The organism is Aquamicrobium terrae (assembly GCF_052978165.1).
Window position 1 is genome coordinate 459,649 of the sequence record NZ_JBRKLZ010000002.1, and the last position, 19,888, is coordinate 479,536.

At 65.5% G+C, this 19,888-nt stretch carries 16 protein-coding genes; 9 read left to right on the forward strand and 7 right to left on the reverse strand.

Going from position 1 to position 19,888, the window contains the following annotated elements; all coding sequences use genetic code 11:
- Positions 1-36: 36 nt before the first annotated feature.
- From ACVCNR_RS19415 to ACVCNR_RS19425, 3 genes are read left to right on the forward strand one after another with little or no spacing between them, the layout of a single operon-like run.
- Entirely contained in the window at positions 37-825 is a 789-nt protein-coding gene (locus ACVCNR_RS19415) for an enoyl-CoA hydratase-related protein (protein WP_447076128.1), read from the forward strand.
- Positions 826-839: 14 nt separating this feature from the next.
- Positions 840-1,574, forward strand: coding sequence for an NAD(P)H-dependent oxidoreductase (locus ACVCNR_RS19420; RefSeq protein ID WP_447076129.1), 735 nt, complete (start codon positions 840-842; stop codon positions 1,572-1,574).
- Between the two features lie 5 nt (positions 1,575-1,579).
- Complete coding sequence (locus ACVCNR_RS19425) at positions 1,580-3,010, forward strand: aldehyde dehydrogenase family protein (protein WP_354193768.1); 1,431 nt, start codon at positions 1,580-1,582, stop codon at positions 3,008-3,010.
- A 57-nt stretch (positions 3,011-3,067) separates the two neighbouring features.
- On the opposite strand, the gene ACVCNR_RS19430 is transcribed toward ACVCNR_RS19425, so the two are convergent.
- From ACVCNR_RS19430 to ACVCNR_RS19445, 4 genes are read right to left on the reverse strand one after another with little or no spacing between them, the layout of a single operon-like run.
- Positions 3,068-4,681 (reverse strand): ABC transporter ATP-binding protein, encoded by a 1,614-nt coding sequence (locus tag ACVCNR_RS19430; RefSeq protein ID WP_447076664.1) that lies wholly within the window; start codon positions 4,679-4,681, stop codon positions 3,068-3,070.
- A gap of 10 nt (positions 4,682-4,691) precedes the next feature.
- The gene (locus ACVCNR_RS19435) at positions 4,692-5,822 is read right to left on the reverse strand and encodes an ABC transporter permease (protein ID WP_447076130.1); all 1,131 of its coding nucleotides are present in this window, start codon (positions 5,820-5,822) and stop codon (positions 4,692-4,694) included.
- Complete coding sequence (oppB, locus tag ACVCNR_RS19440) at positions 5,815-6,738, reverse strand: oligopeptide ABC transporter permease OppB (protein ID WP_447076131.1); 924 nt, start codon at positions 6,736-6,738, stop codon at positions 5,815-5,817. The genes ACVCNR_RS19435 and oppB overlap by 8 nt, the downstream gene beginning before the upstream one ends.
- 59 nt (positions 6,739-6,797) lie before the next feature.
- Positions 6,798-8,393 (reverse strand): peptide ABC transporter substrate-binding protein, encoded by a 1,596-nt coding sequence (locus tag ACVCNR_RS19445; RefSeq protein WP_447076132.1) that lies wholly within the window; start codon positions 8,391-8,393, stop codon positions 6,798-6,800.
- A gap of 345 nt (positions 8,394-8,738) precedes the next feature.
- Between ACVCNR_RS19445 and bcsN the strand changes: the two genes are divergently transcribed.
- The 6 genes from bcsN (at position 8,739) to ACVCNR_RS19475 (ending at position 17,528) form a co-directional block, all read left to right on the forward strand.
- A complete protein-coding gene (gene bcsN, locus ACVCNR_RS19450) occupies positions 8,739-9,647 on the forward strand; it encodes a cellulose biosynthesis protein BcsN (protein ID WP_447076133.1) in 909 nt (302 codons plus the stop codon).
- Positions 9,648-9,844: 197 nt separating this feature from the next.
- A complete protein-coding gene (gene bcsA / locus ACVCNR_RS19455) occupies positions 9,845-12,034 on the forward strand; it encodes a UDP-forming cellulose synthase catalytic subunit (protein WP_447076134.1) in 2,190 nt (729 codons plus the stop codon).
- Positions 12,031-14,355, forward strand: a complete 2,325-nt coding sequence (locus tag ACVCNR_RS19460) for a cellulose biosynthesis cyclic di-GMP-binding regulatory protein BcsB (protein WP_447076135.1) — start codon at positions 12,031-12,033, stop codon at positions 14,353-14,355. Before bcsA ends, ACVCNR_RS19460 begins: the two co-directional genes overlap by 4 nt.
- Entirely contained in the window at positions 14,352-15,383 is a 1,032-nt protein-coding gene (locus ACVCNR_RS19465) for a family 8 glycosyl hydrolase (protein WP_447076136.1), read from the forward strand. The genes ACVCNR_RS19460 and ACVCNR_RS19465 overlap by 4 nt, the downstream gene beginning before the upstream one ends.
- Positions 15,374-15,634: a hypothetical protein gene (locus ACVCNR_RS19470; RefSeq protein ID WP_447076137.1), complete on the forward strand. Its 261-nt coding sequence runs from the start codon at positions 15,374-15,376 to the stop codon at positions 15,632-15,634. The genes ACVCNR_RS19465 and ACVCNR_RS19470 overlap by 10 nt, the downstream gene beginning before the upstream one ends.
- The gene (locus ACVCNR_RS19475; protein WP_447076138.1) at positions 15,627-17,528 is read left to right on the forward strand and encodes a tetratricopeptide repeat protein; all 1,902 of its coding nucleotides are present in this window, start codon (positions 15,627-15,629) and stop codon (positions 17,526-17,528) included. Before ACVCNR_RS19470 ends, ACVCNR_RS19475 begins: the two co-directional genes overlap by 8 nt.
- A 27-nt stretch (positions 17,529-17,555) precedes the next feature.
- Here ACVCNR_RS19475 and ACVCNR_RS19480 read toward each other — a convergent pair whose 3' ends face one another.
- The 3 genes from ACVCNR_RS19480 to ACVCNR_RS19490 form a co-directional block, all read right to left on the reverse strand.
- Positions 17,556-18,251 (reverse strand): RES family NAD+ phosphorylase, encoded by a 696-nt coding sequence (locus ACVCNR_RS19480; protein ID WP_447076665.1) that lies wholly within the window; start codon positions 18,249-18,251, stop codon positions 17,556-17,558.
- The gene (locus tag ACVCNR_RS19485) at positions 18,245-18,655 is read right to left on the reverse strand and encodes an antitoxin Xre-like helix-turn-helix domain-containing protein (protein ID WP_447076139.1); all 411 of its coding nucleotides are present in this window, start codon (positions 18,653-18,655) and stop codon (positions 18,245-18,247) included. The genes ACVCNR_RS19480 and ACVCNR_RS19485 overlap by 7 nt, the downstream gene beginning before the upstream one ends.
- An 85-nt stretch (positions 18,656-18,740) precedes the next feature.
- Entirely contained in the window at positions 18,741-19,823 is a 1,083-nt protein-coding gene (locus tag ACVCNR_RS19490; RefSeq protein WP_447076140.1) for a site-2 protease family protein, read from the reverse strand.
- Positions 19,824-19,888: the final 65 nt, after the last annotated feature.

The following is a 19,888-nucleotide window of genomic DNA, read 5'->3' on the forward strand; positions in this document are numbered from 1 at the left end:
GGACGAAGCGGATATCGATCCGCAGGAAGGACCGGAATGTCAGATGAGGTCAGGCTTGTCCGCAACGGGCAGATCGCCGAGATAACGCTCGACCGGCCGAAGGCCAATGCGATCGACCAGCCGACGAGCCGCAAGCTCGGCGATGCGTTCGCGGCCTTCCGCGACGATCCCAATTTGCGGGTGGCGATCTTCACCGGCGGCGGCGAGAAGTTCTTCTCGGCCGGATGGGACCTCAAGGAAGCGTCCGCCGAGGGCGGCGACGGCTATATCGCTGATTACGGCCAGGGCGGCATTTACGGTTTCTCGGAGCTTCCGGAGCTTCACAAGCCGGTTATCTGCGCCGTTAACGGCTACGCCATCGGGGCTGGCTTCGAAATCCTGCTCTGCGCCGATTTCATCGTCGCTGCCGACCATGCCCAGTTCTGGCTGCCCGAGACCTCGCTCGGCGTCCTGCCCGACATCGGCTCCTTCGTGCTGCCGAAGATCCTGCCCAAGGTCATCGCCAATGAAGTGCTATATGGCGGCCGCCGCTTCGACGCGCAGGACTGCCTGCGCTGGGGCCTGGTCAACGAAGTCGTGCCGCAGGCCGGGCTGATGGAGGCGGCGCGCGCCCTGGCGGGCCGCATCCTGCGCTCGGCGCCGCTTTCGGTCGCGGCGGCCAAGGAGACCACGCGGCTGGCGCAGCATATGAGCCTCGAGGAAGCCTATGCCGCCATGCGCGCCGGCCGGTTCCCCCTGTTCGGCAAGCTGATCGCAAGCGAGGATGCGCTGGAGGGGCCGCGCGCCGCCGTCGAGAAGCGGGATCCGGTCTGGAAGGGAAGATAGGAGAGGCCGCCCGCATGAAGGTATTCGTTGTCAGTGCGACGCCGGAAGCCAATTCCTTCGTTGCGTCCATGGCGCGCTCGTCGGTCGAGACGATGCGTGCGCTGGGCCATGACGTCGTTCATTCCGACCTCTATGCGATGGGCTGGAACCCGGTTGCCAGCGCGGCGGATTTCGGCTCCCGCGCCAATGGCGATTATCTCACCTATGCGCTGGAGCAGCGCCACAACGTTGCCGAACGCACCATTGCCGCCGACATTCGCGCCGAACTGGACAAGCTGATGGCGGCCGACCTGCTGATCCTCAACTTCCCCATCTACTGGTTTTCGACCCCGGCGATCCTGAAGGGGTGGATCGACCGCGTGCTGGTGTCGGGCCTCTGCTATGGCGGGCGGCGCATCTACGACAAGGGCGGCATGGTGGGCAAGCGCGCCTTTGTCGGGCTCACCCTTGGCGGACGCGAGCACATGTTCGGCGAAGGCGCGATCCACGGCCCCATCGAGCACCTGCTCAAGCCGCTGGTCCAGGGCACGCTGGGCTACGTAGGCTACGATGTGATCAAGCCCTTCATCGGCTGGCATATTCCCTACATCACGCCCGAGGCACGGGCCGGCATACTGGCCGACTACGAGGCCTGCTTGCATAAGCTCGACAGCCGTCCCATCCTGCCCATGCCTTCCATGGAGACCTTCAACGCCGATATGAGCCCGAGGGCGCCAGCGGAAAGGCCGCTCGCAGAAGAAGAGAGATAAGCGCCATGACCACGCATCACCTCCAGTTCTTCATCGACGGCGCCTGGGTGGAGCCCGTCAAGCCCGCCACGCTGGATGTCATCGATCCGTCCACGGAAGAGCCATTCACCCGCATCTCCGTCGGCTCCGGCGCGGATGTGGACCGGGCCGTGGCGGCGGCAAAGGCCGCGTTTCCCGCTTTCGCCGCGACGAGCCAGCAAGAGCGCCTCGCCCTGTTGCGCCGCATCCTCGAAATCTACAATGAGCGCTACGAGGACATAGCCCAGGCGGTCAGCCACGAGATGGGGGCGCCGATCACCTGGGCGCGCGAGGCGCAGGCCTGGGCCGGACAGGCGCATCTGGAAGCGACGATCAAGGGGCTGGAGGATTTTGCCTTCTCCGAAATGCGTGGCGAGACCCTGATCGTGCGGGAGCCGATCGGCGTCTGCGCCCTCATCACGCCATGGAACTGGCCGCTCAACCAGATCGTGTGCAAGGTCGCGCCGGCGATCGCGGCCGGCTGCACGGTGGTGCTGAAGCCCAGCGAGATCGCGCCGGTCAGCGGCATCGTCTTTTCGGAGATCATGGAAGCCGCAGGCGTGCCGAAGGGCGTGTACAACATGATCAACGGCACCGGTCCCGATGTCGGACAGGTGATGGCGGGGCATCCCGACGTCGACATGGTGTCGTTCACCGGTTCGACGCGCGCCGGCATCATCGTGGCCAAGACTGCCGCTGACACGGTCAAACGCGTGGCGCAGGAACTCGGCGGCAAGTCGCCCAACATCATCTTGCGGGACGCGGACTTCGAGACCGCGATCATCAAGGGTGTCGAGGGATGCATGGGCAATACGGGGCAGTCCTGCGATGCACCGACACGCATGCTGGTGCCGGTCGAGCGGCACGACGAGGCGCTGGCCATCGCCAAGAAGGCTGCCGAGGCTTTCGTCGTCGGCGATCCGCGTTCGGAAGAAACGCAACTGGGGCCGCTCGTCAGCCAGCAGCAATTCGACAAGGTGCAGCGGCTGATCGAGGCCGGCATCAGTGAGGGCGCGACACTGGTGACCGGTGGCACCGGCCGGCCGGGCCACCTCAATCGCGGCTATTATGCCCGGCCCACCGTCTTCGGCCATGTAAGGCCCGGCATGACCATCGAGCGCGAGGAGATATTCGGCCCGGTGCTTTCCGTCATCTCCTACGAGGATGACGACGACGCGGTGCGCATCGCCAACGACACGGTGTATGGCCTGGCCGCCTATGTCCAGTCGCAGGACCTCGCGCATGCGCGCGCCGTCGCGGCACGGCTGCGGGCCGGACAGGTCAGCCTGAACTATCCCGACTGGGACACCTTCGCTCCCTTCGGCGGCTACAAGCAGTCGGGCAACGGCCGTGAATATGCCGACTGGGCGATCCACGACTTCCTCGAACTCAAGGCCATCGTCGGCCACGGTGCATAGAGGTGGCCAGAGGCCAGAGGCTAGAGGCCGAACGAACGGACGATCAGGCGTCTGGCCTCAGCCCTGTAGTGCGAGGTTGTAGGCGGCGCCGATCAGTGTCCTGGTGTAATCCTGTCGGGGGGCGCTGAAAATCGCGTCTGCCGGCCCCTCCTCGACGATCTTGCCGTCCTTCATCACCACGACATAGTCGGACATGGCGCGCACCACCGACAGGTCGTGACTGATGAAGATGTAGGAGAGCCCGTGGCGGGCCTGGAGGTCACGCAGAAGCTCGATCACCTGGCCCTGCACGGAGCGGTCGAGCGCCGAGGTCGGCTCGTCCAACACCACGGCCCGTGGCTTGAGGATCAGCGCACGGGCAATCGCGATGCGCTGCCGCTGGCCGCCTGAGAACTCGTGCGGATAGCGGTTGCGTGCCGCCGGATCGAGCCCCACCTCCTTCAGCGCCTCGATCGCCCGCTTGTCGCGGGCGGCGCGCGAAAGCTGCGGTTCGTGGACATACAGGCCCTCGGTGATGATCTCGCCCACCGTCTGGCGCGGCGAAAGCGAACCGTAGGAATCCTGGAAGACGAGTTGCATGCTGCGCCGCAATGGCCGCATGCCGGCCCGGTCCAGATGGGAAATGTCGGTCTTGCCGAAACGGTAGCTGCCGGTGCTGGGAACGAGCCGCAGCAGCGCCCGGCCCAGCGTCGACTTGCCGGAACCGGATTCTCCCACCACGCCGATGGTCTGTCCCTCGCGCAGGCTGATGCTGACATCGTCGACGGCGCGAAACAGCAAGGCCCGCTTCCTGAACATGCCGGCATCGATCTTGTAGTCGACGATGACGTTGCGGCCCTCGAAAATGATCGGCGCGCCGTCGGGTGGTGGCTGTTTGCGCCCCGAAGGCTCGGCCTCGATCAGCATGCGGGTATAGTCGGCCTTCGGATTGTCGAAGATGTCGGCGGCCGCACCCTGTTCCACCACTTCACCGCGCCGCATGACCATGACACGCTCGGCAAAATGCCGGACGATGCCGAGATCGTGCGTGATCAGCACGATCGCCATGTCGAAACGCTTCTGCAGGTCCCGCAGCAGCTTGAGGATCTGTGCCTGGATGGTCACGTCGAGCGCCGTCGTCGGTTCGTCGGCGATCAGGATGTCCGGCTCGTTGGCCAATGCCATGGCGATCATCACGCGCTGACGTTGGCCGCCGGACATTTCGTGCGGATAACTGTTGATGCGGCGCTCCGGGTCGGGAATGCCGACCAGCTTCAAAAGCTCCAGCACGCGCGGACGCGCAGCCTTGCGGGTGCCGCCGCGATGGTGCGTGATCACCTCGGCGATCTGCCTGCCGACGGGGTAGAGCGGATCGAGCGAGGTCATCGGCTCCTGGAAGATCATGGTGATCCTGGCGCCACGGATCTCGTTGAGCGCCTTCGGGGAAAGCCCGATCATCTCCCGCCCGCGATATTTCGCCGAACCCGAGACGGTGCCGTTGGCGGCAAGCAGGCCCATGATGCCCATCATGGTCTGGCTCTTGCCGGAACCGGACTCGCCGACGACAGCCAGCGTCTCGCCGGAGCGGACATCGAGGTCGATGCCCTTCACCGCGTCGACGTCGCCGTCCGGCGTCGTGAACGAGACCTTGAGGTCGCGCACGGTGAGGATCGGTTCCATGGTCTTTCGCATGTCCGCCATGTCAGCGATCCTTCGGGTCGAACGCGTCGCGCAGGCCGTCGCCGACGAAGTTCAGCGAGAACAGCGTGACGACGAAGAAGATGGCGGGGAAGATCAGCAGCCACGGCGCCGACTGCATGTTGTTGGCGCCTTCCGCGATCAGCGATCCCCAGCTCGTCAAGGGTGCCTGCACGCCGAGGCCGAGGAAGGAAAGGAAGCTTTCGAGCAGGATCACCTTCGGCACGATGACCGTGACGAAGATGACGACCGGACCGATCGTGTTGGGGATGACGTGGCGGCGGATGATCTGCCAGTCGGTGAGGCCCAGTGCTTCCGCCGCGCCAATGAACTCCCGCCGTTTCAGCGACAGCGTCTGGCCGCGCACGATGCGGGCCATATCCAGCCACTCCACCGCCCCGATGACGATGAAGATCAAGACGAAGCTGCGCCCGAAGAAGACGACGAGCACCACGACGAGGAAGACGAAGGGCAGCGAATAGAGGATTTCGACGAAGCGCATCATCACATTGTCGACGCGCCCGCCCATGTAACCCGAGATCGCGCCGTAGACGACGCCGATGCCGAGCGAGACGAGGCTGGCGAGAAGCCCGACGGCAATGGAGATCTGCCCGCCAAGCATGACGCGGGCCATGAGGTCGCGCCCGTTGGTATCCGTGCCGAACAGGAAATATTCCCGGTCGACGATGCCGGTAAGGGTGAGCTTGCGGCCCTCGTCCTCGCTTGTGACGACCTCGGTCCTGTCGAACTCGTTGGCGCGGTCGAAGTAGCGCGTCGTGCGCGGATCGATGGGGTCCTCTGCCGTGACGACGGCCGTGAAGGTCTCGTCTTCGACGGAGAAGGATTGAAGCTCGACGCGCGCCCGCGTCGCCACGCCCTTCATCGCCGCCTCCAGCGCATCGGCGCCCGGCCGCGGCTCGAGGCTCGGCGGGACCGTCACATAGGAGGAGAAGACCTGATCGTAGCTGTGGCTGATGACGAATGGGCCGAGGAAGGAGAAGCACGCGATCAGCACCAGCATGACGCTGCCGGCCATGGCGGGGCGGTTGCGGCGGAAGCGCAGGACGGCGAGCTGGAAGAGGCTGCGTCCCTTCACCTCGCCCTCGGGAGCGGAAGAAACGGTGGTGTCAGTCATCGCGCACCCTCGGATCGAGCAGGCCGTAGAGGATGTCGACAGCCAGGTTGAAGACGATGACGAAGATGGCGATCAGGACGACCGTGCCCATGACCAGCGTATAGTCGCGGTTGATCGCGCCGAGCACGAAATAGCGGCCGACGCCGGGAATGGTGAAGATCGTCTCGATGACCGCCGAACCGGTGAGCAGTGCCGCCGCGCAGGGTGCGAGATAGGAAACGACCGGCAGCATGGCGCCACGCATGGCGTGCACCACGACCACCGATTTCGCCGGCAACCCATAGGCCCGCGCGGTGCGGATATGGTCGGTGCGCAACGCCTCGATCATCGAGCCGCGGGTGAGGCGCGCGAAAACGGCGAGCTGCGGCAAGGCGAGCGCGATCATCGGCAGGATGAGGAAGCGCAGCGACCCGTCGCCCCAGCCGCCGGCCGGCAGCCAGGACAGCATGATGGCGAAGATCAGCGTCAGAACCGGGCCGACAACGAAGTTCGGCACCGTGACGCCGATGGTCGCCACCGACATGACGGCAAAATCGAGCATGCTGTTCTGGCGCAGCGCCGCGATCGTGCCGACGATGACGCCGCCGACAAGCGCCAGAAGCAGCGCGTAGAAGCCGAGTTCGATCGAATAGGGAAGACCCTTGCCGATGAGCTCGGCGACGGTGTTGTCCTTGTAGACGTAGCTCGGGCCGAAATCGCCGGTGACGGCATTGCCGATATAGGTGAGATACTGCCGCCACAAAGGCTGATCGAGCTGATAGGCCCGCATCAGGTTTTCCATCGTGGCGGGCGGCAGCGGCCGTTCGAGATTGAACGGTCCGCCCGGCGCGAAGCGCATGAGGAAGAACGAGATCGTGACGACGATGAACAGCGTCGGCACGGCGCTTGCGAGGCGCCTCAGAACGAAGGCAAGCATGACCGGGTCTCCCCAGCGGTGCGGTGCGCGGCCTCAGGCGGCCGCGCATCTGCAGCTGATCATTCCGAAACGCTGAGGAAGCGGCTCAAGTGCTGGTTGGCTGCGTTGTCCTGCCAGCCCTGCACCTTGCTGGAAACCAGCCACAGGTCGGCCTGGGTCAGCAGCGGCGCGATCGGCTGTTCCTGCATGAGCAGCGCTTCCGCCTCATGCAGAACCTTGGCGCGTGCCGCCGGGTCCCGTTCCTCGTACGACTTCTTCATCAGGGCGTCGTATTCGGCGTTGTCGAACTTGCCGTAGTTGAAGGTCTTGTTGGAGCTGACGCTCAGCGCCAGGAAGTTCTCCGGGTCCGCATAGTCGGCCACCCAGCCGGCGCGGGCCACGTTGAACGCACCGCCTTCCTGAAGGTAGGCGTAGTGCGAGGACACGTCGAGATTCACCAGAGAGACGTCCGCGCCGAAGGTGTTCTTCCACATGTCGGCCACCGCCGTCGCCACGCGCTCGTGGTTCGGGTTGGTGTTGTAGCGGATCTCGATCTTGAGCGGCTTGCCGCCCTCGCCGTAGCCGGCTTCCTTCATCAGTTCGATCGCCTTGTCCTCGCGGTCGAGCTGCGAGAGCGCACCGAAATCGGCATAGGCCGGTTCGTAGCCTTCCATGCCTGGAGGCACCATGGAATAGGCCGGGATCTGCGAGCCCGAGTAGATTTCCTTGGCCAGGAAATCGCGGTCGACCGCCATGGAGAGCGCCCGGCGCACGCGCACGTCGCTATAAGGCTCCTGCCGGGTGTCGAAGGCATAGTAATAGGTCGCCAGCGTGGGCGAGACGTGGACCTGATCGCTATAGCTCTGCTTCAGCCGGTCGATCTGGTCGGCCGAGAAGTTGTAGACGAGGTCCATTTCCTTCGCCTCGAAACGACGCACGGAGGCGGCCTGGTCGTCGATCGGGTAGAAGATCACCTTGTCGAGCTTGACGTTGGCGGCGTCCCAGTACTCCGTGTTCTTCTCCACCACGAGGTTGTCGTTCGGTACGTGGCTGACCAGCTTGAACGCACCGTTGGAGACCATCATGCCGGGCTTGACGAAGTCGGCGCCGTTCTTCTCGACGCTCGCCTTGGAAACCGGCAGTGCCGTCTGGTGCGCGAGCAATTCGAGGAAGAAGGGCGTCGGGCGCTCCAGGGTCACTTCCAGCGTCTTGGCGTCGACCGCCTTGAGACCGAGCTGGTCCAGACTGAGTTCGCCCTTGTTGACCTTTTCCGCGTTCTTGATCGGGTAGAGGATGTTGGCGTAGCCGGCCGCCGTCTTGGGGTCCTCGATACGGGTGAAGGAGAAGACGAAGTCTTCGGCCGTCACCGGGGAGCCGTCCGACCACTTCGCGTCCTCGCGCAGCTTGAAGGTGTAGACCGTGCCGTCGTCGGAAACGGTCCAGCTTTCGGCGGCGCCGGGAACGATTTTGCCGGCGGCGTCATAGATCGTCAGGCCCTCATAGAGGTCCTTCAGGATGAACTCCTCGATGTTGATGGAAGTATGCGCCTGATCGAGCGTCTGGGGTTCGCCGGCATTGCCGCGATGAAGCACCGCTTCAGCAAAAGCCGGGCTCGCAACCACGAGGATTGCACTTGCAAAGAGGGTCGCAAGAAAGCCGTTAAATCCTTTCGGCATTTTCCCTTCCTTTCTTCCCATTTCGTAGGTGGCCAATCAATTGGCCATGTTTGGGTGCTTGGCAAGGGGGAAAAGTCCAGGCTAAGTTGTTGTGGGGAGCTTGCTTTTCCGATGGTCGACAGCGTCGATGCGCGCTGTTTTGGCCAGGATATTTATTGTGCCTGAATGGCACAGAGACCCTGTCCCCAGCGACCTGGCCACCGCATCGGAAGGCGCAGCGGAGAAATCCCGCTTCGTCCAGGCGGGTTGGCGAACCCGAGAAGCCGTCGCCGACACCCAATTATCTCTTGTTCCCCCGGATGCGGTGGCTACCATCGCATCCAAGGGGCCAAACTGATTCGATGCATGGTGAAGACCAGAGCGGAACCCCTGCCGTATGTTACCTATACGTCCTGTCTGCGTGGCGTGGCCTTGTCCGTTCTGGCCGTCGTCGTCGCGGCCTGCGCCCAGCCGAACCGGCTCGAGCGTTCTTCGCTGACCGAGAGCCTTCCGGCGCAGCAGGCGCTCGTGCTGCCGCCGCCGGGCGGGCCGGCAGTCGTCGGGGTCATCGAACGCCGGTACTCCAACGCTATCCAGCAAGATGTCGTGCTGGCGGCCGAAACCGCCGTGCCCGGGCAGAACCTCCTGCGCATACAGGCCTTCGGCCCCGTCGGCTCAGGCGGCACCACGGCACTCGTCGACAGGCATCTGTCGGGGGCGGCGATCGGGCGGGAGATGCGCGGCCTGCTGCCCGGCGTCGCCATGCGGCGCTCGGCCTTGTATGCGCAGAATGCCTATGGCCCCTTCGGCTATGCGACCGGCCGTCACGGCAAATCCGATCTTTGCCTCTATGCTTGGCAGCGGATAGCCGCCTCGCAGGCCAATGCGCCGCTTGGCAGCAGGGGTACGATCCAGATCCGCCTGCGTGTTTGCCGGGCCGGCGCCACGGAACAGGCGCTCCTCGCCATCATGCACGGCTACACCATCAACGCCTCCTTTGCCGGCTCGGGATGGAACCCCTACGGCCCGCCCTCCCCGGCCGATCCCCGCCTCGGCAGGACGGGCCAGCCGATCCATTCGGCCGGGCCCCCCGTGCCTCAGGCAAGCGATGATCCGGAGCCTGCACCCGCACCGGTTCGCCGGAGCCCCACCCCTGTCGCCGCGCCCGTGCTCCAGACCCTGCCTGCCCCGCCCGCCGGGGCGCCCACCGTTCCTCCGCCACCGGCCGCCGCAGCCGGAGAAGATATCACCGTACCGGCACCACCGGCCGAATAGGGGGAGACGGCGTTGCGCGATCCTGAAGCCACGACAAGGTCTTTTCTTAACCACCCGTTAGCTATGAAAGCGGCCAGGCCCTCACCTGTGGGGAAAATTGTGAACCCCGGCGCATCTTGCGTGTTGAGTGGAGGAGAGGCGTTCCGGCCCGAAAAGGAGACTGCACGTCTGGGCATCCCGGTCATGAGAGCTGGATGATGGGAAAGCTTGTCCTGGGAATTATGTGGGCCCTCGCGGCAGCCTGCGTGATCTTCATCGTCTCGATGCCCATCAATCTCCAGGCGCACCTCATCGCGGGCACCATCGTGCTTGCGGTGATGATCGCCATGAAGATGTTCCGTCCGGAAGGCACGTGGCGGCTGGTGGCACTCTCGCTGGGAACGGCGATCGTGCTGCGCTATGTCTACTGGCGCACGACCAGCACCATCCCGCCTGTCAGCCAGCTCGAAAACTTCATTCCGGGCCTGCTGCTCTACCTGGCCGAGATGTACAGCGTCTTCATGCTGGCGCTCAGCCTGTTCATCGTCGCCAGGCCGTTGCCCTCGCGCCCCGCCATCGAGGTGGCCGAGGCAGAGCTGCCCAGCGTCGACGTCTTCATCCCCAGCTACAACGAGCCTGCCGTCCTGCTTGCCGATACGGTGGCGGCAGCAAAGGCGATGGATTATCCGCCGGATCGCCTGACGGTATGGCTGCTCGACGACGGCGGCACCGTCCAGAAGCGCAATGCGGATGACGTGGCCACAGCGCAGGCCGCGCAGGAGCGGCACCTCGAGTTGCAGCAGCTCTGCGCCGATCTCGGCGCGCACTACCTGACGCGCGAGCGCAACGAGCACGCCAAGGCCGGCAACCTCAACAACGGGCTCGCCCATTCCAGCGGCGATCTCATTGCCGTTTTCGATGCCGATCATGCGCCAGCACGCAGCTTCCTGCGGGAAACGGTCGGCTATTTCAACGAAGACCCCCGGCTTTTCCTTGTCCAGACACCGCACTTCTTCCTCAATCCCGATCCGCTGGAGCGGAACCTCAGAACCTTCGAGAAGATGCCGTCGGAGAACGAGATGTTCTACGGCATCATCCAGCGCGGTCTCGACAAATGGAATGCCTCCTTCTTCTGCGGCTCGGCCGCGGTTCTGCGGCGGGAGGCACTGGAGGAGACGGACGGCTTCGCCGGCGTCTCGATCACCGAGGATTGCGAGACGGCGGTCGAGCTGCATTCGCGCGGCTGGAACAGCGTCTATGTCGACAAGCCGCTGATCGCCGGACTCCAGCCCGCCACCTTCGCCAGCTTCATCGGCCAGCGCAGCCGCTGGGCGCAGGGCATGATGCAGATCCTGCGTTTCCGCTTCCCCCCGCTGAAGCGCGGGCTCAGCCTGCCGCAGCGTCTGTGCTACATGTCCTCGACGCTGTTCTGGCTGTTTCCTTTCCCGCGCACCATCTTCCTGCTCGCGCCGCTTTTCTACCTGTTCTTCGACCTGCAGATCTTCACCGCTTCGGGCGGGGAGTTTCTCGCCTACACGCTCAGCTACATGGTCGTGAACCTGATGATGCAGAACTATCTCTACGGCAGGTTCCGCTGGCCGTGGATTTCGGAGCTGTACGAATACATCCAGTCGGTGCATCTCCTGCCGGCGGTGATCTCGGTCATGCTCAATCCGCGCAAGCCGACCTTCAAGGTCACGGCCAAGGACGAATCCATCTCCACCAGCCGGCTTTCGGAACTCAGCCGGCCGTTCTTCCTGATCTTCGCCTTGCTGCTGGTCGGGGTCGGCGTCACCGCATGGCGCGTCTATGCCGAGCCGTGGAAGGCCGATGTCACGCTGGTCGTCGGCGGCTGGAACCTGCTCAACCTGATCATGGCCGGCTGTGCGCTGGGCGTGGTGTCGGAGCGGCGCGAGCGGGCCGCAACGCGCCGCGTCAAGGTCAACCGCCGCTGCGAGTTCGGCCGCGAGGGTCTCTGGCTGCCGGCCATGATCGAGGACGTTTCGGTCAACGGCGCGCGCGTGCGCATCCATGGCAAGAACGCGCAGGGCGCGGTTGCCGAGGGCCAGGCGAACATCCGGTTCACGCCGCTGTCGGGCGGTGACCCCGCCGCCCTGCCGGTGGTGATCCGCAACAGCGAGAAAGAAGGAGACACCTTGGCGGTCGGGTGCCAATATGTGCGCTCGCTCCCCGACCATCATCGCCTTGTGGCCGATCTGATCTTCGCCAATGCCGATCAGTGGACCCAGTTCCAGAAGTCGCGGCGGCGCAACCCCGGCGTGGTGATCGGCACGCTCTGGTTCCTGCGGCTGGCGCTTTACCAGACCTGGCGCGGCCTCGTCTATCTGCTGCGCGGCGTGCGTGCATCCGAGGAGCGGCGACCCGTCGCCGGCGGGGCAAGGACATGAGGCTCGCGGCGGCATCGCTGTTCGTCCTGCTGTCGGCTGTGGGCGCCCTGCAGGCGCAGCCCGCGCCGTTCGACATGACGCCGGAACGGCCCGCCCCTGAAGATCCGGCTCCACGGCAGCCGGCCACGGAGCCGGAAGCGCCGGCACCTCTCCCCCTGGAACGGGCACGGCCGGCAAGCGATGTTCGCCGGCTCCTGCTGCCGGGCGGCAATCTCACGCTTCCCGGCGAGGTTGCCGCAAGGAGCTGGAGCCTGCACCTCACGCCGGTACAGGCCACCGGGCCGGCGCGGCTCCATCTCGGCTACCGGAACGCCATCGTGGTCGCACCGGAAAGCTCCCGGCTGCAGGTGCTGCTCAACGATGTGGCCGTCATGGATACGCCGATCAGCTCCGCCGGCGGCCTGTCGGAAATCGCCGCGGACCTGCCCGCCGCCCTGCTGCGCGCCGGCCGCAACGAAATCACGGTGCGGGTCCGCCAGCGCCATCGCACCGATTGCACGATCGCCTCCACCTATGAACTGTGGACCGAGATCGATTCCGCCGCCACTTTCCTGTCCTTCGCCGATCCGGCCGCGGGTAAGCCGGCCGCCGTCGACGACCTGCGCGCCCTTGCCGCCGATACCCAGGGCCGCGCCCATGTAAGCATCGTCGCGCCCGCCATGACGCAGGGCGACATCGGCGCAGACTTCATACGCCTTGCCCAGGCAATCGCGCTTTATGCGGCCCTGCCGGACATCAGGTTCAGCGTCGGGGCCGATGCCTCGTCTTCCCAGGATGCGCTGGCGCTCAGGGTTCTACTGGGTTCAAACCAGGAACTGGCCGAACAGGGATGGGCCTTGCCGGCCGGGGCCGCCAACGGGCCGGTTGCGGCGTTCCATGCCCAGCGCGACGGCAACGATGCGCCGACACTGGTGATCAGCGGGCGCAACCGCGAGGACTGGTTGGGTGCGATCGACCGTATCTTGGGAGCCGTAGACCGGCCCGCCGGCGGCGCGCGCGACGCGCTCATCACGGAAGCCTGGCGCACGCCGAATGCACCGATGATCTACGGCCGGCGCGATCTCTCCTTCACCGATCTCGGCATCCGGTCCGAACAGTTTTCCGGCCGGCGCTATTCGACCGGCTTCCAGTTCGCCATCCCCGCCGACTTTTACGCCGACGCATATGGCGAGGCGCGCATCCTGCTCGATGCGGGCTATTCGGATGCGGTGCTGCCGGGCAGCCAGATCAACGTCTATGTGAACGGCACCATCGCCGCTTCCGTGCCGCTCACCTCGCAACACGGCATGGTCCTCAACCGGCTGCCCATCAAGCTGACCATGCGCCATTTCAAGCCGGGCCTCAACGATGTGGTGATCGAGGCCAATCTCCTGACCGAACGGGATGCGGCCTGTCTGCCGGGCGCCACGGCGCAAGACAGCCCGCGCTTCGCCATCTTCGGCACGTCGCGTTTCGTGGTTCCCGATTTCGGCCGCATCGCGCAGCGGCCCGACCTCGCGGCGATGGGCGGCACCGGCTACCCTTACGGCCCCGGGCGGGAGGCGGTGCCCGTGTTCATGGAACGCGGCGATGCGGACAGCCTTTCCGCCGCGGCGGACCTGTTCGCCCGCATGGCCCTGAGCGCGGGCCGTTCCATTCCGGTCGCCTTCACGAGTTCGGTGGACGCCGCCCGAACACACGACGCCGTCTTCATCGGCGGGATCACCGGAATACCGGGAGGCGTTCTGGCCCAGGTGGGCGTCTCCGACGAAAGCCGCACCTCATGGGCGACCTCGCACGGGCGCGTACCGGCGGGCGCAGGCACCGATCAGGCCGACGCCGAGGAATGGCGCCGGCAGATGCAGGAGCGGGGCTGGTCCCACGCGGTGCAGGAATGGTTTGCCGATACCTTCGATCTCTCGCGTGACATGCTGCGCTTCACCCCGGCAGCGGAAACCGACTTTACGCCCTCGCGTCCGGCAACGCTCCTGCTGGCACAGGGATCGAATCCGGCCGGCACCGGCACATGGACCGTGGTCACGGCCCCGGACAACGACATGTTGAAGCAGGGAGTCGGGGCGCTTGCCCGGCTGCCCCTGTGGAACCGGCTGTCCGGCCGCATAACGACGCTGGACGGCGACCTGAAAACCGTGAATGCACTGCCCGCTTCCTCGCTGTCGCTGATCGAAACGCAGCCACGCTCCTTTTCCAATATCCGCCTCATCACCGCCAACTGGCTGTCGGCGAACATCCTTTCCTATTCGCTGCTGCTGGTCGTGGCCTGTGTGGCGCTGGGCATCGTCACTTCCGCGCTGCTGTCGCGTCTGGGGAGGCGGCGATGACCTTCCATGTGCTTGCCCTCGCCCTGCTCGTTGCCGGCCTGATGCCGAACACTGCCCGGCCCCAGATCCTGCCCGAGGAATGGACCACCTATCAGGAGCGTTTCGTGGCCGAGGACGGCCGTGTGGTCGACGACGGCAACGGCGGCATTTCGCACAGCGAGGGACAGGGTTACGGCCTGCTGCTTGCCGTCCTTTCCGGGGACCGTCCAGGTTTCGAGCGCATCTGGTCGTTCACGCAAAGGGAACTGATGCTGCGCGACGACGGACTTGCCGCCTGGAAATGGGACCCTGCCACGACACCCCATATCATGGATGCGAACAACGCGTCCGACGGCGACATCCTCATCGCCTATGCCCTGGCACAGGCGGACGCGCTCTGGAGCGAGGACGGCTTTGGCGAAAGCGCGCGGCAGATCGCGCAAGCGCTCGCCCGCACATCGGTGTTCGAGCATCATGGCGAGATGCTGCTGCGCCCGGGCGTGGCCGGCTTCGCCGCCGGCGAACGTCCCGACGGCCCGGTCGTCAACCCGTCCTACTGGGTGTTCGAGGCGTTTCCGGTTCTCGAAACCCTTGCCCCGGAAACCGACTGGCAGGCCGTTGCGCGCAGCGGAAGGAAGATCGCCAGCGCCGGATTCGGCGACAGGCGCTTGCCGCCGGACTGGCTGTCGATGGCGGCAAAGCCGGTGCCGGCCGAAGGCTTTCCGGCCGAATTCGGCTATAATGCGTTGCGAATCCCCCTTTATCTCATGCGTGCGCATGATCCGGACATGGAACTGCTGAAGCGGATGCGGGACGGAATGACGGGACCGAGCGGAGGTGTCGCCCGCGTCGATCTGGACGCAGGCAGGGTCATCGAGGAACTGACGGACCCCGGCTATCGCATCATCCCGGCGCTGGCCTCCTGCATACTGGACAGGCAGCCGCTTGCGGACGACCTCACGCGCTTCACGCCGACCAACTACTACCCCTCAACACTGCATCTGCTGTCGCTTTCATTTGCCCGAAAGGAACGGCCCGAATGCCTGTGATCCGCGCATGGGTGATCGCGGCCGGCACAGGCGGCCTGCTCGCTTTGCTGGCAGCCGCCGGCGGCGCGCAGTTCCAGAACCGATGGATGGGCGACGTCCTTCCCGCTTCCGATGACGGCAAGGGCGCGCGCGCCGCCCCCGCCCCGGCGGTGCAGGTGCCGTCGCCTGGAAACCGCGCAGCGCCGCTGCTCGCTCAGGCAGGGCCGGAGACAGGATCCTCCAGCACCCGCCGCGCCACCACAGGTGGATGAATCCGCTCTGCGTTATTTCGCCCAGCAAGGAGACAAGCAAAGGCTCGAGCGGGAGATTGCGCGGCTGCGGGCGCTTTACCCGAACTGGACACCGCCCGCCGATCCGCTGGCGGCGCCCGCCAATATCGACGAGCGGCTGGAGGCGATCTGGCGCCTCTATTCCGAAGGAAAGCTGGCCGAGGCGCGGCAGGCCATTGCAAGGCGGCAGACCGACGAGCCGAACTGGCAGCCGCCCGCCGATCTTCTCGACCGTCTGGCTCTTGCCGAGGCGCGCGAGAGGCTGCTCAATGCGTCGCAGATCGGCCAGTACGGTACTGTCATCAACGTCGCTTCCGGCAACCCGCAGCTTTTGACATGCAGCGAGGTCGACGTTTTGTGGCGTGTCGCCGAGGCATTCGTCCGGACCGATCGCGAAGCGCGGGCGCAGGACACCTATCGCTACATTCTTTCCAATTGCGACAACCCGCAGGAGCGGCTTGCGACGATGCAGAATGCCGCCAGGCTGCTGTCGCCGCCGCTGGTGAACGAACTGCTGGCCCTTGAGCGTCCCGGTGAAACGGGCACCGAAGAAGCGGGCACGGGCGAATTCGCATCCGTGCGCGACGATCTCGCGCGCAACGCGGTGGCGCGCGGCGGCAGCGATGCCGCGATCACCGTTGCCGAAGACCAGCTTGCCCGTGTCGAGAAGCTGGCGCGCGAAAAAGGCTCCGCGTCCGACGCGCGGCTGCTCGGCTGGTACGATATCGGGCGCGAGCGCTTCCGGCAGGCCGAGGAATGGTTCTCCATGGCCCGCGAGCGCGAGGACACCGCCGATACGGCGCAGGGTCTGGCACTGGCCCTTTCCGCCCGCCATGCCTATGCCGAGGCCGAAGCGACCCTCTACCGCTGGCGCGGCGAGACCGACGAGACACGCGCCACCTATCTTGCGACGGTGGCCAACCTTCTGGGTGTCGAGCCCCGCGTGAAGCTGTCGGGCGAAGTGCTGCAGCGGATCGTGGCGGAAGTCGCAGCCGCGCGCGACGTTCCCGCGGCCCGCCAGCTCGGCTGGTACGCCAGGGCCTGGGAACAGCACCAGACGGCGCGGCAATGGTTCGAAACGGCGTTGCGCTGGAACCCGGACGACGAGCCTTCCGCTTACGGACTGGCGCTGACGCGGCACCTGCTCGGGGATGCGGCTGGCCTCGCCGAGATCAAGCGCAGGTGGGCAGGCCGCTCCGACCGTATCCGGCAGGTGGGCATGGGGGCAATCGAAGCGGCGCCAGCGCCAGGTGTGGACACTCCGTCTGCTGCGCCCCGTCCCGTCGCTTCCGAAACCTCGGCAGCGCCCCTCCCTCGTAAGGCGATGCCTCGTTCAACGCCGCGCACGGTGGCATCCGGAAGGCGAAACTGCCCGGCCCATATCCATCCCGAAACCTTGTCGCCGCAGGCCGCTCTCGAGCGGGGCTGGTGTCTCATGGATGCCAACCGGCCGCTGGAAGCCGCGCAGGCGTTCGAAATTGCCCTGCGGGCTCCGGCCGAGCGGGTGCGTCGCGATGCGTCCTATGGCCAGAGCCTTGCCTATTTGCGATCCGGCCTCGTCGACGACGCGGCCGTGGCCGCTGCCAGGGCGCCGCAAAATGGACAGCGCGCGGCGGAATTGCAGACCGCCATATTGGCGGAACGGGCGCTCGGCGCTTTTGAGCGCGGCCGCTACACCGAAGCCTTGATCGCGCTCGAGCAGCGTGCGCAACTCGCGCCCGAACGCATCGACCTGATGGTGCTGCGCGGCTACGCCTATCTGAAGATGCGCAGGTTCGAGGATGCACGGCGAGTCTTCGAGGCGGCGGCGGGAACCGGCAGTCGCGACGGTTTGCGCGGTCTGGCGGACCTGCGCGCCGCGATGGGCTCGCCGTAGACCTCGATCCGGGATCGGCGCGGATGGCTACAGCGCGAAGATCGCGCTGGTTCGGCAATTGCGGACCTTGTCGACCCGCCTTCCATCCCAATGGAAATCGAAATGGTCCGCTTGCACCGGGACATCCATGAGATCGGGCCAGAAGATCGCCGCGCATTCCCCGTCCGCGCAGCGAACGCTGCGATAGACGATGCCGTTGGCGCCCGCGGCCCTGAGGCTCTGCCCCAAGGCCTGTGAAGCCTTGTAGTCATCCGGGTCATGATAGCGGGCATGGGGCCTCGCATCGTGCAGGTCGAGATCGAGCCGGTTGACCAGCATGCGAAACTGCGAAGTCCACCCCGCGTCCTCGCCGCTGCTGGCCATGGCGTTTCCATGATGATGGGCGACTTCCCGAATGGCCACCTCCTCCGCATCTCCGGCGCTGTAGACGCCGTAGGTGCCATCGGTGAAGCGCCCGGGCCGGTCGGTGCTGATGTGGACGAAAGGGGCCATGAGGTAGCTGGCGCCAGGTCCGCTGACGCGCCGTTCCGGCGGCACGAGGTCGAGCCTGCCGATATGACCCCAGATGCGCGGATTGGTCTTCGATTCCGCCGAGACGAGCGCCTCCCAGTCCTGCGGATCGGCAATGTCCTCGAAGAGATCGATGGGCGGGTGGATGGAGCGGATGATGCGATAGGCCTTCGGCCATTGCACCCGTACAGGCGAAAGGCCGTCGCTCACCAGCCGCCACGCTCCGCATCGAGCCAGGACCGCACCCGCGCCAGCGAGAAAATGTCCCCTTGCGCCATGATCTCGGCCGGGGTGCGCTCGCCAAAGGCCCGGTTCGGCTTCTTCACCCAGGCATATCCCCGCTCCGGATCGGAAAACAGATAGCGCAGCCCCTTGTGAATGCCCATGAGCAGCGAAAGACGGGTGGCGAGATCGCGGTCGATGCGCCCAGGTTCGCCGGCCTTCCACCGGGCATAGGTGCGGGCGGCGAGCCCGCCGAGGATTTCGCGGGCCTCCGTATCGGACAGTTGCCACTTCTCGAAAAGCCGGATCACCGCCCGCGCCATTGCCTCCGCCTCGCGGGCGGTGATCTGCGGGGTGTTCGGTACGGCTTCCGTGCGCGGGATTTCCTGCAACATGGCAAATCTCCTTTCGGCATAAAATAGGGATGATTTTGCCATATGGCAAGATGCTGGCGCCTTGGGAGTGCGAGCGGTCGGCGCGTCAGCGCGCGACGGCATCGCGCAGCATCATGAGTTCGCCGATATTCTCAACGGTGACATAACCGACGAGTTGCCCCTCGGCATCGACGACGCCGACGGCAGGGGTCGTTCTCTCTTGCAGGTGGTCGAGCGCCGTGCTGAGCTTTTCATCGTCCCGGATGACGGGGATATCCGCAACCACTGCTTCCATCACGGAAGCCTGGTTGCCCTGCTGCTGTAGCCCGGCAACCAGCCCGGCGCGCGTCAGCATGCCGCGCAACTTGCCGGCGCCATCGACGACCGGAAACTCATGCTGCGTCGTGCGCAGCAGCGCCTGCGCCGCTTCATCGAGACTCGCGGTCGTCAACAGGCTTTCGAACCGGCTGGTCATGGCATCGCGGACGCTGACCGCGCGCGCCGCATCCTGCAGCCCGGTGGCCTGCATCTCCGCAGTGGCGGCGAGATAGACGAAGATGGAGATGAACACGAGCAGCACATTGCCCCCGACCAGGCCGATGAAGCCGAAGGCGAAGGCGGCAAACTGGCCGATCGTTCCGGCGATCCGCGTAGCGCGCACACGGTTGTATCGCGTGGCGAGCAGGGCCCGCAGCACGCGGCCGCCATCCATCGGAAACGCCGGAATGAGGTTGAACAGGACAAGCCATATATTGACCGCGGCAAGGCGTGCAATGAAGGCAACCCGCGGATCCTCCATCGAGGTCAGCGCCTCGGGCCCAACGGCGGCTCCAAGCACGACGACGAGGAATAAGGCAATGACGACATTGACCAGCGGCCCGGCCAGCGCCACGAAGATTTCTTCCGACGGTTTCTCCGGCAGACGCTCCAGTTCCGCCACGCCGCCTATCGGCAGGAGCGTGATCTTCGGGGTACGGATGCCATAGCGGCGCGCGGCGGTGGCGTGGCCGAACTCATGCAGCAAGACGCAGGCGAACACGGCGCCGATGAAACCGACACCCTCGATCGCGGCCGAGGGGCCGCCCTGCTGGAAATAGACGATACCGATCCATGCAAGCAGCAGCAGGAAGGTCAGGTGGATGCGAATTTCGGTGCCGCCGACACGGATGATCGGATAAGACCACTGCATGACGTCACTCCATCGGGTTGAGGCATGGACCACCCTTGCGAAACCATGCCTTCCGTGCTGATTGC

What these genes read in the sequence shown, in the direction of transcription:
- ACVCNR_RS19415 (WP_447076128.1), top strand. Translation starts at nt 37, where the DNA reads ATGTCAGATGAGGTCAGGCTTGTCCGCAACGGGCAGATCGCCGAGATA.
- ACVCNR_RS19420 (WP_447076129.1), top strand. Translation starts at nt 840, where the DNA reads ATGAAGGTATTCGTTGTCAGTGCGACGCCGGAAGCCAATTCCTTCGTT.
- ACVCNR_RS19425 (WP_354193768.1), top strand. Translation starts at nt 1,580, where the DNA reads ATGACCACGCATCACCTCCAGTTCTTCATCGACGGCGCCTGGGTGGAG.
- ACVCNR_RS19430 (WP_447076664.1), bottom strand. Translation starts at nt 4,681, where the DNA reads ATGCGAAAGACCATGGAACCGATCCTCACCGTGCGCGACCTCAAGGTC.
- ACVCNR_RS19435 (WP_447076130.1), bottom strand. Translation starts at nt 5,822, where the DNA reads ATGACTGACACCACCGTTTCTTCCGCTCCCGAGGGCGAGGTGAAGGGA.
- oppB (WP_447076131.1), bottom strand. Translation starts at nt 6,738, where the DNA reads ATGCTTGCCTTCGTTCTGAGGCGCCTCGCAAGCGCCGTGCCGACGCTG.
- ACVCNR_RS19445 (WP_447076132.1), bottom strand. Translation starts at nt 8,393, where the DNA reads ATGCCGAAAGGATTTAACGGCTTTCTTGCGACCCTCTTTGCAAGTGCA.
- bcsN (WP_447076133.1), top strand. Translation starts at nt 8,739, where the DNA reads ATGGTGAAGACCAGAGCGGAACCCCTGCCGTATGTTACCTATACGTCC.
- bcsA (WP_447076134.1), top strand. Translation starts at nt 9,845, where the DNA reads ATGGGAAAGCTTGTCCTGGGAATTATGTGGGCCCTCGCGGCAGCCTGC.
- ACVCNR_RS19460 (WP_447076135.1), top strand. Translation starts at nt 12,031, where the DNA reads ATGAGGCTCGCGGCGGCATCGCTGTTCGTCCTGCTGTCGGCTGTGGGC.
- ACVCNR_RS19465 (WP_447076136.1), top strand. Translation starts at nt 14,352, where the DNA reads ATGACCTTCCATGTGCTTGCCCTCGCCCTGCTCGTTGCCGGCCTGATG.
- ACVCNR_RS19470 (WP_447076137.1), top strand. Translation starts at nt 15,374, where the DNA reads ATGCCTGTGATCCGCGCATGGGTGATCGCGGCCGGCACAGGCGGCCTG.
- ACVCNR_RS19485 (WP_447076139.1), bottom strand. Translation starts at nt 18,655, where the DNA reads ATGTTGCAGGAAATCCCGCGCACGGAAGCCGTACCGAACACCCCGCAG.
- ACVCNR_RS19490 (WP_447076140.1), bottom strand. Translation starts at nt 19,823, where the DNA reads ATGCAGTGGTCTTATCCGATCATCCGTGTCGGCGGCACCGAAATTCGC.